The sequence below is a fragment of the Achromobacter sp. NFACC18-2 genome (assembly GCF_900108985.1).
Lineage (GTDB): Bacteria > Pseudomonadota > Gammaproteobacteria > Burkholderiales > Burkholderiaceae_B > Achromobacter.
In genome coordinates this window covers 167,212-182,484 of the sequence record NZ_FNYM01000013.1, presented here as the reverse complement: position 1 = coordinate 182,484, position 15,273 = coordinate 167,212, and the positions used below count along the sequence as shown (strand labels likewise).

General features: G+C 69.3%; 14 protein-coding genes. 10 read left to right on the top strand and 4 right to left on the bottom strand.

All coding sequences use genetic code 11. From position 1 onward, the window contains the following. Window positions 1-4: 4 nt before the first annotated feature. Window positions 5-1,222, bottom strand: coding sequence for an ABC transporter substrate-binding protein (locus BMW75_RS20060; protein WP_092581601.1), 1,218 nt, complete (start codon window positions 1,220-1,222; stop codon window positions 5-7). Window positions 1,223-1,369: 147 nt separating this feature from the next. On the opposite strand from BMW75_RS20060, the gene BMW75_RS20055 reads away from it, so the two are divergent. Together BMW75_RS20055 and BMW75_RS20050 are read left to right on the top strand one after the other, a co-directional pair. Next, on the top strand, window positions 1,370-2,164 hold the full coding sequence (locus BMW75_RS20055) for a Crp/Fnr family transcriptional regulator (RefSeq protein ID WP_254792077.1): 795 nt from the start codon (window positions 1,370-1,372) through the stop codon (window positions 2,162-2,164). A gap of 224 nt (window positions 2,165-2,388) precedes the next feature. Further along, window positions 2,389-3,351 carry a tripartite tricarboxylate transporter substrate binding protein gene (locus BMW75_RS20050; RefSeq protein ID WP_092581581.1) on the top strand — a complete coding sequence of 321 codons (963 nt, stop codon included), beginning with the start codon at window positions 2,389-2,391 and terminating at the stop codon, window positions 3,349-3,351. 71 nt (window positions 3,352-3,422) lie between these two features. On the opposite strand, the gene BMW75_RS20045 is transcribed toward BMW75_RS20050, so the two are convergent. Together BMW75_RS20045 and BMW75_RS20040 are read right to left on the bottom strand one after the other, a co-directional pair. Continuing rightward, entirely contained in the window at window positions 3,423-4,220 is a 798-nt protein-coding gene (locus tag BMW75_RS20045) for a flavin reductase family protein (protein ID WP_092581580.1), read from the bottom strand. 11 nt (window positions 4,221-4,231) lie between these two features. After that, window positions 4,232-5,296, bottom strand: a complete 1,065-nt coding sequence (locus tag BMW75_RS20040) for an LLM class flavin-dependent oxidoreductase (RefSeq protein WP_076517086.1) — start codon at window positions 5,294-5,296, stop codon at window positions 4,232-4,234. 108 nt (window positions 5,297-5,404) lie between these two features. Here BMW75_RS20040 and BMW75_RS20035 point away from each other — a divergent pair, with 108 nt between their 5' ends. Next, window positions 5,405-6,352, top strand: coding sequence for a LysR family transcriptional regulator (locus tag BMW75_RS20035; RefSeq protein ID WP_092581579.1), 948 nt, complete (start codon window positions 5,405-5,407; stop codon window positions 6,350-6,352). A 16-nt stretch (window positions 6,353-6,368) separates the two neighbouring features. Here BMW75_RS20035 and BMW75_RS20030 read toward each other — a convergent pair whose 3' ends face one another. Beyond that, window positions 6,369-7,247, bottom strand: a complete 879-nt coding sequence (locus BMW75_RS20030) for an SMP-30/gluconolactonase/LRE family protein (protein ID WP_092581578.1) — start codon at window positions 7,245-7,247, stop codon at window positions 6,369-6,371. A gap of 289 nt (window positions 7,248-7,536) precedes the next feature. Here BMW75_RS20030 and BMW75_RS20025 point away from each other — a divergent pair, with 289 nt between their 5' ends. The 7 genes from BMW75_RS20025 to BMW75_RS19995 are packed head-to-tail and all read left to right on the top strand — an operon-like array spanning window position 7,537 to window position 15,273. Next, window positions 7,537-8,307, top strand: a complete 771-nt coding sequence (locus tag BMW75_RS20025) for an enoyl-CoA hydratase/isomerase family protein (RefSeq protein WP_092581577.1) — start codon at window positions 7,537-7,539, stop codon at window positions 8,305-8,307. A gap of 2 nt (window positions 8,308-8,309) precedes the next feature. Then, a complete protein-coding gene (locus tag BMW75_RS20020) occupies window positions 8,310-10,442 on the top strand; it encodes an acetate--CoA ligase family protein (RefSeq protein WP_092581576.1) in 2,133 nt (710 codons plus the stop codon). An 8-nt stretch (window positions 10,443-10,450) separates the two neighbouring features. Continuing rightward, window positions 10,451-11,656 (top strand): acyl-CoA dehydrogenase family protein, encoded by a 1,206-nt coding sequence (locus tag BMW75_RS20015; RefSeq protein ID WP_092581575.1) that lies wholly within the window; start codon window positions 10,451-10,453, stop codon window positions 11,654-11,656. Then, window positions 11,653-12,597, top strand: a complete 945-nt coding sequence (locus tag BMW75_RS20010; protein WP_092581574.1) for an acyl-CoA dehydrogenase family protein — start codon at window positions 11,653-11,655, stop codon at window positions 12,595-12,597. Before BMW75_RS20015 ends, BMW75_RS20010 begins: the two co-directional genes overlap by 4 nt. Before the next feature lie 11 nt (window positions 12,598-12,608). Next, a complete protein-coding gene (locus BMW75_RS20005) occupies window positions 12,609-13,367 on the top strand; it encodes an SDR family NAD(P)-dependent oxidoreductase (RefSeq protein ID WP_076517098.1) in 759 nt (252 codons plus the stop codon). Next, window positions 13,367-14,548: an SDR family NAD(P)-dependent oxidoreductase gene (locus tag BMW75_RS20000; protein ID WP_092581573.1), complete on the top strand. Its 1,182-nt coding sequence runs from the start codon at window positions 13,367-13,369 to the stop codon at window positions 14,546-14,548. The genes BMW75_RS20005 and BMW75_RS20000 overlap by 1 nt, the downstream gene beginning before the upstream one ends. Next, window positions 14,536-15,273 (top strand): carboxymuconolactone decarboxylase family protein, encoded by a 738-nt coding sequence (locus tag BMW75_RS19995; RefSeq protein ID WP_092581572.1) that lies wholly within the window; start codon window positions 14,536-14,538, stop codon window positions 15,271-15,273. Before BMW75_RS20000 ends, BMW75_RS19995 begins: the two co-directional genes overlap by 13 nt.

The window sequence follows — 15,273 nt, the reverse complement described above, 5'->3', positions numbered from 1 at the left end:
TCTCCTACGATTTCCAGAGGGCGCAGCGGCTTTCGGACTGCTTGGTGAAGGCCTGGTTGCCGTCGATGGTCTGCACGACCGTGAAGTAATCCCAAGGTGCCTTGGACTGCTCGGGGCTCTTGACCTGCAGCAGGTACATGTCGTGCACCACGCGGCCATCGGGCCGCACCACGCCGTCCTTGATGTACATGTCGTTCAGCTTGTTCCCGCGCAGGTAGTCCAGCACGCGGTCCGCGTCGTCGGTGCCCGTGGCCTTGACGGCGCGCAGGTACTGCAGCGCCGCCGAATAGTCCGCCGCCTGCAGCGACGACGGCATGGCTTGGCGCCGCTCGAAGAACTTGCGGCCCCAGGCGCGCGTCTCGTCCGATGCGTTCCAGTACCAGCTGTCGGTCAGGTACATGCCCTGCGCCGCGGGCAGCCCCATGGCGTGGATGTCGTTGATGAACATGATCATCCCCGCCAGCTTCATGGACTTGGTGATGCCGAACTCGTTGGCGGCCTTGATCGAGTTCGTCGCGTCCGCGCCCGCGTTGGCCAGCGCCAGGATCTCGGCCTTGCTGGCTTGCGCCTGCAGCAGGAACGACGAGAAATCGCTGGCGGAGAGCGGATGCTTGACGCTGCCCACCACCGTGCCGCCGCCCGACTTCACCACGGTGGTGGTGTCGGCCTGCAGCGCATGGCCGAAGGCATAGTCGGCCGTCAGGAAGTACCAGCTTTTGCCGCCGGCCTTGACCACCGCCGCGCCCGTGCCGCGCGCCTGCGCGACGGTGTCGTAGGCGTAGTTCAGCGTATAGGGCGTGCACTGCTCGTTGGTCAGCGCGGGCGCCCCAGCGCCCACCACGATGATGGGCCGCTTCTTGTCCGCGGCCACCTTGGACATGGCCAGCGCCGTGCTGGAATTGGTGCCGCCGATCAGCATGTCCAGCCCGCGCTGGTCGAACCATTCGCGCGCCTTGGCCGAGGCCACGTCGGCCTTGTTCTGGTGGTCCGCCGTCAGCAGCTCGATCTTCTTGCCGTTGATCTCGCCGCCCATTTCCTCGATCGCCATCTTGATGGCTTCCGCGCCCCCGGGGCCGTCCGGGCCCGAATAGACGCCGGACATGTCGGTGATGAACCCGATGCGGATGACGTCGTCGGAAATCTGCGCCTGGGCGGCCTGGATGGGCAGGAGCGCGGCGGACGCCGCGCAGGCGATGGCGGTGGTGGACAACAGGCGTGGCATTGACAACATACCGGTCTCCTCTTATGGTTTTTGGCCCATGGGGCGTCAACCATTCTGCGGCCCGGCTGCCCCCTCGGACAGTCATCATGTTGACAAAGAACCCTAGGGTTTACCTGGGCCGCATTCATCTCCATACAGGGAACGACCATGCGCGAACCGCCTGCCCTGATGGGCAACGAATCGTCCACCGCGAACCGCCGGCCCGCGCGCTGCCCCGTGGACAAGATGCTGGACGTGGTGCCCTGGTACAAGGGCCTGCCGGCGCTGGAGCGCGGCGTGGTGCGCTCGGAACTGCGCACGGTGTCGCTGGCGGCGGGCGAATACCTGTTTCGCGCGGGCTCGCGGTCGCTCGGCTGGTATGGCGTGGTCGAAGGCCTGGTGAAGTGGTCGTCACCGGGGACCGACGGCCGCACGCTGTCGCTGGCCGGCTTCAGCACCGGAAGCTGGTTCGGCGAGGCCACCATGATCCGCCGCGAACGCTTCGAGTACGAAGTGGTGGCCCTGCGGCCCAGCCGCATCGTGATCCTGCCGCGCGACACCTGCGAGCGCCTGTGGAACCACAACATCGAATTCACCAAGGCGCTGATGACGCACCTGGCGCAGCGGGTGAACTGGCTGATGGGCTGCTACACCGGCAACGTGCTGCTGGACGTGGACACCACCGTGGCGCGCGCCGTGGCGGCGCAACTGGACGCCGAGGTCCATTCGGGGACGCAGGGGCGTCTGCGCATCTCGCAGGAAGAGATCGCCGGCCTGTGCGGCGTCTCGCGCCAGCGCTGCAACACCGCGCTGACCCGCCTTGCGCGGGCGGGGGTCCTGCAAACGCACTACGGCGGATTGACGGTGCTGGACAAGGACGCGCTGTACCGGTGCGCGAAGATCAGCCGGGAGGCGGCCAGGCACGCGCGCGGCGCCGGCGATGTCCGCGCCGATGCGGCATAATCCGCCACGGCCGCCCATGGCGGGCCGCAGTCATGCTCGCCGCGCAGAACAGTTCTGCATATCGACGGGGTAATCGATCAGGCCGATAAAAATTATGATCGGCTACTGAGACAACCCATGGCCGGCGGCCCGCTGCCGGCCGACCCAGCCACCAGCGCACAACCATAAGAGCCGGCCCGCGCAAGGCACGGCCACGCATGGCGGCGGGAACCAGGAGAGAGACAATGTTCAAGCTCACGCGCCGCGGCTTCATCGCGGCCGGCACACTCATGATGCTCGCCCGGCCGCTGCGCGCCGCGGCCAAGCCCGTGACCCTGATCGTGCCCTACGCGCCGGGCGGCCCCAACGACAACTTCGCGCGCCTGCTGGCCGAGGGCATGAGCGCCGAACTGGGCATCAACTTCATCGTCGAGAACAAGCCCGGCGCCAACGGCATCATCGGCGCGACCCAGGTCGCGCGCGCCCCGGCCGACGGCAGCACGCTGCTGATGGGCGGGTCCGGGCCGGTGTCACTGAACATCCTGCTGCGCCCCCGCCTGAACTACGGCTTTGACAGCTTCAAGTCGGTGGCCATGATGTTCGACGGCCCGCTGACCATCACCGTGCCGTCCAAGTTGGGCGTGAACTCCATTGCCGACCTGGTCGCCTACGCGAAGCAGGAAAACCGCGCGCTGACCTACGGGTCGCTGGGACCGGGCAGCGTCACCGACCTGTACGGCCTAATCCTGTCCAGGACGCTGGGCATCCCGCTGACCGCCGTGCCCTACAAGAGCACGCCGACCAGCCTGATCGACCTCATCACGGGCCGCAACGACCTCTCGTACATGACGCCCATCGCGCTGGCCGACCATCAAAAGGCCGGCGCGGTGAAAATCCTGGCGCTGACCACCGACCAGCGCGACCCCGCGCTGCCGGACGTGCCCGCCGTCACCGAACTGGGTTATCCACAGCTCAAGGCCAGCTACTGGACGGCGCTGCACGCGCCCAAGGGCACGCCGGACGCCATCGTCCAGGCCTACGCCGCGGCCGCCATCAAGACGGTCCAATCCGAGCGCTTCCGCAAGGTGCTCGTCGCCAACGGGCAGACCGAAAAAGCCGGCGGCCCGCTGGCCCTGGAGGCGCAACTGGAATCCGACCGCCAGTACTGGGGCAAGGTCATCCAGGAAAACCACATCGTCCTTGATTGATCGCGCAGAGAAAAAAAACACAGCCCGCCGTTCGGCGGGCTGTGGCGTTTTGCGGCGTCCTGCCCGGTCCGTTACTGAAGCCGGGCCGGCGCGATGCAGTGGGTGGCCGCGTTGAAGTTGATCACCGGCCGCGCCTCGCGGCAGGCGGTCTTGCGGATCTTGCCCACGATGAGATCGTGCGTGCCCAGCTTTTCGGTGCAGACGATGTCGCATTCGATGCTGGCCAGCGCATCGGGCAGCACGGGCGCGCCATGCTCGTTCAGCACCCAGCCGCCCTGCGCGAAGCGCGCCTGGCCCTGCGGCTGTTTCAGAAAGGCTTCGATCACTTCGCCGTGGCCTTCGCCCAGGATGTTGGCGACGAAGCGCCCATTGCGCAGCAGCGGCTCGCGCGCCGACGAGGTCTGCTGCACGAAGAACCCCACCATGGGAGGATCGGCGGAGATCGACGTGAGGCTGGACACGATCATGCCCGCCATCTCCTCGCCGTCGCCGGTGCTGACGGCGCTGATGCCCGCCGGCAGCGACCGCATGGCCGCCTTGAAATCGTCGACCGACACCACCTCGTCGCGCTCGTTGAAGACCATGTGCGCGCGGATGTCGCCACGTTCATCGACCCATCCGTGGCGCGCCGCGTAATCCACCATCTTCGAGAAGCCGGCCTCCCAGGCCGGATCGCCGGCGTGCTGCGACAGAAAGCGCAGCACCGACGGCGACAGGCGCACGTGCCGCTCGTCCTCGCGCCGGCCGATCCGGGCGATGGCGCGCTCCAGCCGGTCGGCGGGCTGCGGGTCCGCCATGACATCGAGACGGCCGAAATCCGCCGGGTCGCGCAGCGCGATGGCGCCGGCATTGCTCAAGTAGATACGCATGTCGCCCTCCTTCAGGCAAGCACTGCCGTACTGCCGATTTCCTTGCGGATCGCGGGAATGATCTTGTCGCCCCAGAGTTCGATCTGCTTGAGCATCGTCTTCTGGTCGAAGTCGCCAAGCTGCGTCTGCAGCGCGATGTGCTTGGGCCGCAGGATGCTGATTTCTTCCAGCATCTTGTCGATGACTTCGTTGACCGAGCCCACCGGCAGGTTCTTGCGAAGCTGCTCGAAGGTCGGGTCGGTATCCGAAGGCACTTCCTTGACCATGTAGCCATCGTCGCTCTGCGCGCGGCGGAACTTGAGGCTTTCGGAAATGCGGCGCTGGAAGCGCGCGCAATCCAGATAGGCATCGATCTCGGCCTTGTTGTCCGAGGCGTAGCCGCAGCGCAGGAAGCCGAACTTCACGTCGCGGTCCAGGTCCTTGCCGTTGTCCTCGGCCACCTTCTCCAGCCGGCCGCGCAGTTCCGCGATGGCGTCGTTGCCCTTGAGCAGCGCCGTGACGAACAGGTTGTGATTCTCGCGCACGCCGCGGCCCAGCGTCACCGGATTGCCCGACGTGATCCACAGCGGCGGCATGGGGTCCTGCACGCAGCGCACCGCGATCGAACTGGGCGGAATCTTCAGGAACTTGCCGTCATGCTCGAAGATCTTCTGCGTCAGCCCCTTAGGGATCACGTCGAGGAACTCGTTGAAGATCGCGCCCGAGTCCTCGATCTGGACGCCGAAGCGCTCGAACTCGAATTGCTGGTAGCCCGATCCCACGCCCAGATCCAGGCGGCCGTTGGACACCGTGTCCACGAACCCGACCTCGGCCAGGAAGCGCGCCGGATGGTAGAGCGGCAGGATGCACACCGCCGTGCCCAGCCGGATGCGACGGGTCTTGGCCGCCGCATGGGCCACCGTCATTAGGGGCGAGGGCGACAGCGAATAGTTGTTGAAGTGATGCTCGGCGTACCAGGCCGCGTCGAATCCTGCCTGCTCCGCCGCCACCGTCTGCTCGATGGAGTTGTTGATGACTTGCGTGGAGGACTGGTGGTAACCTCGTTGCTGCGCCAGAATGAATACGCCGAATTCCATATTGTCTCCTCGTTGATGCATGAATCCTTGAGGAAATTCTAGAGGCCGGTAGTCATGGGCTGGAATACAAGAAAAGCGGCGTTCTGTGCTGCATAAAGTGGAGGAATGATGGACAGACTGCGCGCAATGGAGCTCTTTCTGTCGATCTCGAAGACCGAGAGCTTCTCGGAAACCGCGCGCCAGTTCGGCATCTCCGCCACCTCGGTGTCGCGCATGATCACCGACTTCGAAAGCGAGCTCAACGTGAAGCTCCTGCTGCGTTCCACGCGGCAGGTCGTGCTGACCGAAGCCGGCCAGGAATACGCCCGCCAGTTGGAAACCATCCTCTGGAACATCAACGAGGCGCACCGCAACATCACCGAAATCCGCGCCGCGCCCAAGGGCATTCTGCGCGTGCATTCGCGCATGATGTTCGGACTGGGCGTGCTGCCGCAGTTGGTGGCCGCGTTCCGCGAAGCCTACCCCGAGATCCACATTGAACTGGTGCTGTCGGAAGCCAAGACCGATCTGCGGCGCAACAACTTCGACATCGATTTCCGCATTTCGCCGCCCGTCGAGGCCGGCTTGAAGCGGCGCATCCTGTTCAAGAGCGAGCGCTATCTGGTGGCCTCGCCCGCGTACCTGGCGCAGCGGGAACTGCCCACGCAGCCGGCCGATATCGCCCAGCATGCCTGCCTGGCGTACCTGCTGCCCGGCGACCAATACTGCTGGCGCTTCAAGCAGGGCGAGGCCATCGACGAAATCCTGATCAAGCCGCGGCACGTCAGCAACAATGGCGTGGCCCTGCTGGAACTGGCGCGGCTGGGCGAAGGAATCGCGCTGCTGGATGACTACACCGTGCACCACGACATCGAGCGCGGCACGCTGGTGCGGCTGTGCCCGGATTACCGCGTCACCAACACGACCTTCGAAGAAGGCATGTACGCCACCATCCTGGACACGGCCATGATTCCGGTGAAGATACGGCTGTTCCTGGATTTCGTGGCGTCGCACGTGTCGGGCGCCGAGCTGCGCTTTGCGGCCTACGGCAAGCCGGCGGGCGCCAGCGGCGAATGACGCCGGGCCGCGCGGCTCAGGGCCGGATCAGGCAGCGCGGACGCGGCGCGCCTGCATACCCGGTCCCGCGCAGGCGCAGCAGCGCGCCGTCCAGGGGGCCGTGGGCCGACAGGCGGCCGCTGTCGCTGATCGACGTGACGTAAAGGTCGGTCAGGCCGTCGCCGCCAAAGCACAACGACGCCGGATGCGCGACCGGCAGGTCGATGCGCACATCCAGCCTGCCCTCCCGGTCGAACCGCGCGATGGCGCCGGCGTGGACCAGCGCGGTCCATAGCCCGCCGTCGCGGTCAAAGCAACAGCCGTCCGGCGCCGATCCCAGCGCGTCCGTGTCGACGAAGACCTCGCGCGCGGACAGCCCGCCCGCTGCGTCCATCCGGTAGCGGTAGATCTTGCGCGCGGCGCTGTCGCAGACGTGCAGGTGCCCGCCGTCCGGATGCAGGGCAGGACCGTTGACCACGCCCAGCCCCTGCGCGATCCGCGTGAGCCGGCCGCCGGTATCCAGGCGATACAGCCCGCCCAGCGGGGCTTCGCCGGCCTCCCGGTAAATGTGCATGGTGCCCGCCACAAAGCTGCCATCGGGCAACGGCGCGCCGTCGTTCAAGCGCAGGTTGGGGTGGCTGTCCTCGATACGGGCCAGCGTGCGCAGGCTGCCATCGGCCGGCCGGAAAAGCGCAAACGACTCCTTCAGCGCGACCACCAGCTCGTCCTCGCCATTGAATGCGAAGGATCCCAGCGGCGCGGGCAACTGCCAGCTTTGCACGCTGCCCGAGTCCGGCGCCACGGCCAGGATCAGGCCCTTGCGGCAATCCGCCATCCACAACCGCCCGCTCGCCGCGTCCCATGCCGGGCATTCGCCCAGGGCCGCGCGCAGGCTTCCGATACGTTCGATCTGCATCTGCCGATTTGTCTCCTGGCCTCTCGTCCCATGGGTCTTTCAGACGAGGCTTCTGCGTCATGGTATCGGCTGGCGGCGCGGCGGAATATGCGGCATTCCTGCAGAACACAACCAACGTTTTTGGCGTAGATCGACGCATACCCCCTCCCTAAAATCAAAAAAAAGTCCAGCGCCGCAGGGCGCGGACAGCGGACAAGACCGGTCAATCCGACCCGAGGAGACTTACGATGCAGCACGCCCGCGGCGCCCGGCGCCTCTCACCCCCCACCCTGTCGAACGAGGTGCGGGCATGAGCGATACCCCCGTCAAATTCGAGGTCAGCGAGGGCGTCGCCCTGGTCACGCTGAACCACGCACCGGTCAACGCGCTGAACCGCGACATGCGCCGCCGCATCGTGGCGATCTTCGACGAGATCTCCGAGCGCGACGACATCCGCTGCGCGGTCCTGACCGGCAGCGGCAAGGTCTTCTGCGCCGGCGCGGACCTGAAGGACCGTCCCGATGCCGATGTCGCGGGCGACTTCCTGGAACACAACCGCATCACCCGCGAAACCGGCAACGCCATCCGCGAATGCGCCAAGCCGGTCATCGCCGCCGTCAACGGCGCGGCGCTGGGCGCCGGCCTGGGCCTCATGGCCGCCTGCGACATCATGTATGCGTCCGACAACGCCACGTTCGGCATGCCCGAGATCAATGTCGGGCTGGCCGGCGGCGCCTCGATGCTGCGCACCCTGTTCGGACGCTCGACGCTGCGCCGCATGTTCTACACCGGCCAAAGGCTTACCGCGCATGACCTGCTGCGCCGCAACGTGCTGGAAGACGTGCTGCCGCCCGATCAGCTGGTTCCCGCCGCGCTGGCGCTGGCCCACGAAATCGCGTCCAAGGCCCCGCTCGCCGTGTTGTACGCCAAGCGCGCGGCCAACATGGTGGACCTGATGCCGCAGCGCGATGCCTATCGCTTCGAACAGGACTTCACCATGGCGCTCGCCAAGACCGAGGATGCGCGCGAGGCCCGCATGGCGTTCCTGGAAAAGCGCCAGCCCCAGTTCAAGGGGCGCTGAGCATGGGCACGCAGCAGCAACGCCCCGGCGCGGGGCTTACCCCCTTTTTTGAGGCAACGGGCATCGCCGTGATCGGCGCCTCCGACGACATCACCAAGATCGGCGGCCGCCCCGTGCACATGCTGATCAAGCACGGCTACCGCGGGGCCGTGTATCCCATCAACCCCAAGGGCGGCGCCATCCAGGGATTGCCGGCCTACGCCTCGGTGCGGGACACGCCCGAGGCGCCCGGGCTCGCGATCCTGGCCGTGCCCGCGGCCGCCACGCCCGCCGCGCTGCGCGACTGCGCCGCGCGCGGCGTGAAGGCGGCCATCGTGCTGTCGGCCGGCTTCACCGAGGCCGGCCCTGAAGGCGCCGCGCTGCAGGCCGAACTGGTCGCCATCGCCCGCGCCCACGGCATGCGTGTGCTGGGCCCGAACTGCCTGGGCACCGTCAACGTGGCCGACCGCCTGATCGGCTCGTTCTCCATCGCCCTGGAGGAAAACATGCCGCCCGCCGGGCACGTGGGCATCGTGTCCCAGTCCGGCAACGTGGGCAGCCACACCATGCAGAGCGTGGCCCGGCGCGGCATGGGCGTAAGCCGCTTCATCGCGACCGGCAACGAGGCCGACGTGGACGCCGCCGACGGCATCGCCGCGCTGGCCGACGACCCGGCCACGCGCATCATCCTGTGCTGCATGGAAACCTGCCGCGACGCCGGCAAGCTGATCGAGGCCCTGCGCCTGGCGCGTGAGCAGGGCAAGCCCGTCATCATCCTGAAGATCGGCTCCACCGAAAAAGGCCAGGCCGCGGCCGCCTCGCATACCGGCGCGCTCACCGGCTCGGACGCGGTGATCGACGCGGTGTTCCGCCGTCACGGCGTGCTGCGCGTGCGGTCGGTCGAGGCCCTGATCGACATCGGCCACGCGGCCTCGCTGCTGATGCCCGACCGCCTGCCCCGCAACGACGCGGTGACGCTGGTCGCCGCGTCCGGCGGTTTCGGCATCATGATGGCCGACGCCATGAGCGAGGCCGGCCTCGCGCTGCCCGCGCTCGCGCCCGACACGCAGCGGCGCATCCTCGACGCCGTGCCCACCGCCAGCACCGGCAATCCGGTGGACGCGTCCGCGCAGATGTCCAGCCGCCCCGACATTCTCCTGAAGATGCTGAGCGCCCTGCTGGACGATCCCTCGGCCAGTTCGCTCGCGCTCTTCATGTCGCTGTCGCTCTACAACACCCGGCTGCGCGGCATCTACCTCGAAGCCCTGGCGCAGGTGCGCGCCAGCCATCCGGACCGCCTGCTGATGGTCATCAGCCAGGGCCCGGCCGACGCCGTCGCGCAGATCAACGCGCTGGGCATTCCGGTGTTTTCCAGCATCGACGCGGCGGCCACCGGGCTGGCGGGCCTGGTCCGGCTGGGCCGGTTGCGCGCGGCAACCGCCGCCCCCCTCGCGCCGCCCGCCGTGGCGCCCGTGGACCCGGCCGTATTCCGCAACGAATTCCACGCCAAGCAGGCGCTGGGCAAAGCCGGCATCGACGTGCCGCAGGAATGCATCGCCCGCGACGCGGACGACGCCGTCCGCGCGGCCGAGGCCATCGGCTATCCCGTCGTGCTGAAGATCGCCTCCGAGGACGTCGCGCACAAGACGGAAGCGGGCGGCGTGCTGCTCAACGTGGCCGACGCCCAGGCCGTGCGCCGCGGCCACGCCCAGATCCTGGCCAGCGTCGCCCGCCACGCCCCCGCCGCGCGCATCGACGGCGTGCTGGTCGCGCCGATGGTCGGCGGCGGCACCGAGATGATCGCCGGCGTCTCGCAGGACCCCGTTTTCGGCCCCATCGTCATGGTCGGCATGGGCGGCATCCATGCCGAGGTATTGAAGGACGTCGCCGTGCAGGCCGCGCCCGTGACCGAGGACGAAGCCGCCGAGATGATCCGCTCGCTCAGGATGTTCCCCATCCTGGACGGCGCGCGCGGCCAGGCCAAGGCCGACGTCGCCGCCGCGGCGCGCGCCGTGGCGCGATTGTCGGAGTTCGCGTCCCGGCATCGCGACGACGTCGCCGAAATCGACATGAATCCCATCCTGGTCCGGCCGCAGGGCCAAGGCGTGGTCGTCCTGGACGCGCTGATGATCCCGCGCGCCGCGCCCGCACACTGAGGACAGCCATGCAAGTTGAACACCACGTCGCGGTGCCCGATCCGGCCGCCGGACCCGATATCTACCGCCAGCATGCGCGCACCTGGCTGCGCGCCAACCTGCCGGACTCCATGCGCGCCGACAGCCTGGACTGGCGCGCCCCCACCCTCGCCGAAAGCAGCGCCTGGGAAGCGGCCATGTACCAGGCGGGCCTGGCCGGCATGACCTGGCCAAAGGCCTATGGCGGCCACGGCCTGACGCTGCGCGAGCACCTGGCGGTGAACAAGGAGATCGGCGCGCTGCCCATGCCCGAAAGCGTCAGCTCCATCGGCAAGGAACTGGCCGGCCCCATCATCATGGCCGTGGGCACCGAAGACCAGAAGCAGGCGTTCCTGCCCGCGATCCTGGCGATGCGTCAGTTCTGGTGCCAGGGCTTTTCCGAGCCCGACGCCGGCTCGGACCTGGCGCGGCTGCGCACCAAGGCCGTCCAGGAGGGCGGCCACTGGCGCATCAACGGCCAGAAAATCTGGACCAGCGGCGCGGCCAAGGCCCACTACTGCCTGCTGCTGACGCGCACCGGCACCGTGGCCGACAAGCATCGCGGCCTGCTGATGTTCGCCGTTCCGATGGACACGCCGGGCATCCGCGTCGTGCCCATCAAGTCGATCGACGGCAAGGAATCGTTTGCCGAAGTGTTCTTCGACGATGTGGTCGTGCCCGACAGCGCACGGCTGGGCGCCCCCGACGAAGGCTGGAACGCCGCCATCCGCGTCCTGTCCATCGAACGCGCCACCAACCGCATGTACCGCCCGTGGCGCTTCGAATGCGAGCTGCGCCAGCTTATCGCCGCCTGCAAATCCGATGCGCAGCTCGCGCCCGCCCTGGACGACGGCTACGTGCAGCGCCGCGTGGGCGACCTGGTCTGCGAGATCGATGGCCTCAAGGGCCTGGTCGAACTTACCGTCGCGCGCATGCTGCGCGGCGAAACGATCGGCGCGCGCGGCTCGCTGACCAAGCTCTACTGGTCGGAATGCCACCAGGCCTTCGCCGGCCTCGCGCTCTCGCTGCTGTCGCAGGTCGGCCCCCACTCCAGTCCGCTCGCGCGCCGCGCCCAGCAAGCCTTTACCACCGCCTACCTCTTCTCGCGCGCCGAGACGATCTACGCCGGCACCACCGAAGTGCAGCTCGACGTCATCGCGCAGCGCGTCATGAATCTGCCCAAGGACCTGACATGAGCCATGAAGAACTGCGTCCCGAGGAATTCGCGCAGGCCGCCGACGCGGCCATCGCCGACGCCCTGACCCGTGCCGATCCGCGCGCCATGGCCGAGGTGCTGGCGCAGGCCGGCCTGTGCGGTGTGATGGCGGCCGAGGACGACGGCGGGCTGGGCCTGGACCTCGCCTTCGCGCTGCCTATCGCCCACGCCGCCGGCCGCCTGCGCCTGCCCTTGCCGCTGCCCGAACAGATCCTGCTCGCCCGCGCGCTGGCCGGCACCCCGCAGGCCACGGCCCTGGCCGCCGGCGAGCGCCTGGCCAGCATCGCCTGGCACGGCAGCCTGCAGACCGGCCATGCCCGCGTCGACAATGGCCTCGCGGACTGGGTGCTGGTGGCGGACGGCGCGGGCGCGGCCCTCATCGATGCCAGCGCGCTGCCGCACGAACCGCAGGCCGCGCTGGACCCCGAGCATCCGCAAACCTGGATCGCGCTGGCAGGCGCGCCCGTGCTGGCGCGGCTGGACGAACAGGCCTGGGACGCGCTGCGGCGCCAGGCCCACCTGCTGCTGGCCGAGTTCGCCAACGGCGCGGCCGAAGGCGCGCTGCAGGCCGCGGCGGACTACATGGCCACGCGCGTGCAGTTCGGCCGGCCGCTGTCGGCCAAGCAGGCGGTGCGCCACCTGCTGGCCCGCATGCGGCTGCTGCAGGACGTTTCCAGCGCCGCGATCCGGCGCGCCTCGCACGCCGACGAGTACGGCGCGCCGCGCGACACGCGGCCCGCGCTGGCCGGGGCGCTCGCCAACGCGGCCTTCGTCATCGAGAAGGCCATCCACCTGCACGGCGGCATGGGCTTCACCTGGGAATTGCCGCTGCACCGGGCGCTGCGCGCCGTGCGCAGGCTGGACGCCGCCTTCGCGGGCCTGTCGCGCGACGCAGGGCGCGCCTTCATTCAATCGGTATAGGAAAAAACACCATGGCACATGATCTCGCCGGGCGCGTCGCGCTCGTCACCGGCGCGGGCGCCGGCATCGGCCGGGCCACGGCCCGCCTGCTGGCCGCGCGCGGCGCCACGGTCGGCGTCAACGACCTCAAGCAGGAACTGGTGGACGACACCGTCGCGGCCATCGCCGCCGAAGGCGGCAAGGCCTTTCCCGTGGTGCAGAACGTCGCCACGCGCGAGGGCATCGGCCAGGCCGTGCGGCTGGCGGCCGAACACGCCTCGCGCCTGGACATCCTGGTCAACAACGCGGCCTGGGTCCGCTACCAGAGCGTGGCCGAGATCCAGCCGGACACGCTGGAACGCATGCTGGACATCGGCTTCAAGGCCGTCATCTGGGGCATCCAGGCGGCGGCCGAGGTCATGGACCCCGATCGCGGCGGCGCCATCGTCAACGTGGCCTCCACGGCGGCGCTCAAGTCCGCCCCCAGTTCGATGGTGTATTCCGGCATCAAGGCCGGGGTGCTGGGCGTTACCCGCGCCGCCGCCGCCGAGCTGGGCGCGCGCCGCATCCGGGTGAACGCCGTGTGCCCGTCGGCGGTGCCGACCGAAGGCACGCAGCGCAACCGCAACGCCGAGCGCGACGCGCGCCGCATCGCCAGCACGCCGATGGGACGCCTGGGCACGGTGGACGACGTGGCCGACGCCATCGCCTTTCTGGCCAGCGACGACGCCCGCTTCATCACGGCGCAGGCGCTGGTGGTCGACGGCGGCATCACGTTCACCACGCTCTGATGGATACCGTCCTGCTCACCGGCGCGGCCAGCGGCATCGGCCGGGCGACGGCCGGGCGGCTCGCAGCCGCGGGCCATCGCTGCATCCTGGTGGATCGCAACGCGTCCGCGCTGCAGGCGCTGTGCGCGGCCCTGCCTGCCCCGGCCGGGCAGGCGCACGTGGCGCGCATCGCGGACCTGACCGACGCCGATCAGATCGCGGCGCTGGCCGACGGCATGCCGCGCCTGGACGCGCTGATCAACAACGCCGGCATGACCGACAGCAGCAACCGCCCCACCGTCGAACAATCGAACGAAGACTGGCAACGTCTGCTGGACCTGAACCTGCGGGCGCCTGCCCGCATGGTGGCCGCGCTGCGCGACCGGCTCGCGCCCGGCGCGCGCGTAGTCAACGTGGCGTCCGGCGCGGGCCTGCGCGCCATCCCCTGGCGCGGCGGCTACAGCCCAAGCAAGGCCGGCCTGATCGCGCAGAGCCGCGCGCTGGCGCAGGCCGACGCCGACCTGCGCGTCACCGTGCTGTGTCCCGGCTATGTGCGCACGGAGCTGGTGGCGGGCCTGATCGCCTCTGGCCGCCTGGACACGGCCCGCGCGGTCGCCAAGATTCCGCTCGGCCGGCTGGCCGACCCCGACGAGATCGCGTGCGCCCTGGCCTTTCTGGCCGGCACGCACGCCGCGCCCCTGGCGGGCGGCTTGTTGTGCGTGGACGGCGGCTCGTCGGTGTATGGCGGCAGCCAGGTCTATGGGCCGGCTGCCAGCGGCGCCTGCGTTTCCCTGGATACGCCCCTGTCCCTGACCGTGCGCGGCGATTGGCCGCCTGTGCCGGACGAAGGCGCGCCCGACGGCTATCCGGCGGTCCTGGATGCGACCGTGCTGTCCAGCCCGCCGGGCCGGCGCCTGGCGGCCGCGCTGCAGGCCGCGCGCCGCTTCGATCTTGAGGGACCGGCCAGCCTGACCCTGCTGCTGCCCGCCGACGAGGACCTTTCCTGGGACCATGCCGGCGACCACGCCGCGGCGCGCATGCTCGTGGCCTCGCTGGCCTGCGAGTGGGGACCGGCGGCGCGTCGCATCAATGCGGTGGAAGTCGCGCCGGGCATGGACCCCGCAGCGTTGGCGCCGCTGCTGCGCTTTGTCGCCGGCGCGCGGGCGCAGTACCTCACCGGACAAGTGCTATGCAGCCGCTGAACGACCTGGACGGCATCAAGGCGCGCTTCATCGCCGCGCGCGGCTACTGGCGCCCGTGGACCGACGCGATGCTGCGGGCCAACCCGGGATTTCTCGCCCACTATGCCGAATACGCGGGCCATCCGGCCAGGACCGGACCGCTGACGCCGCGCATGGTCGAACTCATCTACGTGGCGCTGGACGCATCGGCGACGCATCTGTATGAAGCCGGACTGGCGACCCATCTGCGGATGGCGCGCGAGGCGGGCGCCAGCGACGCCGACGTGTTCGACGTGCTGCACCTGGTGACGATGCAGGGACTGAGCGCGGTCCTGCAAGCCGCCGACCTGCTGCACGAGGCCGCGCCGCTACCGGCGATGGACGCGCACGACCCCATGCGGGCGCGCATCGCCGCGCTGTGGCCGGCGCAGGCGCCCAGCCTGTTGCGGCTGGCGGCGCAGGACCGGGGCTACGTCGCCGTCCTGCTCGACTTCCTGGAAGGCGGCGCGCCGGCCGGCGGACTGGCGGCGGCGGAACGCATGCTGGTGCGCATTGCCCTGCACGCCTGCTTCACGCACGGCGACATGGCCGCCACGCGCGCGCTGATCGGCGACGCGCTCGCGCAGGGCGTGTCGCGCCCGGAAATCCTGCAGGCCATCCAGCTGGGCGGCCATCTGGCGGTGCATGGCGCGGCGCTGGGCGCGACCGTCCATGCGCGCGTGCAGGCAGCCGGCGCGTCGGGCTGA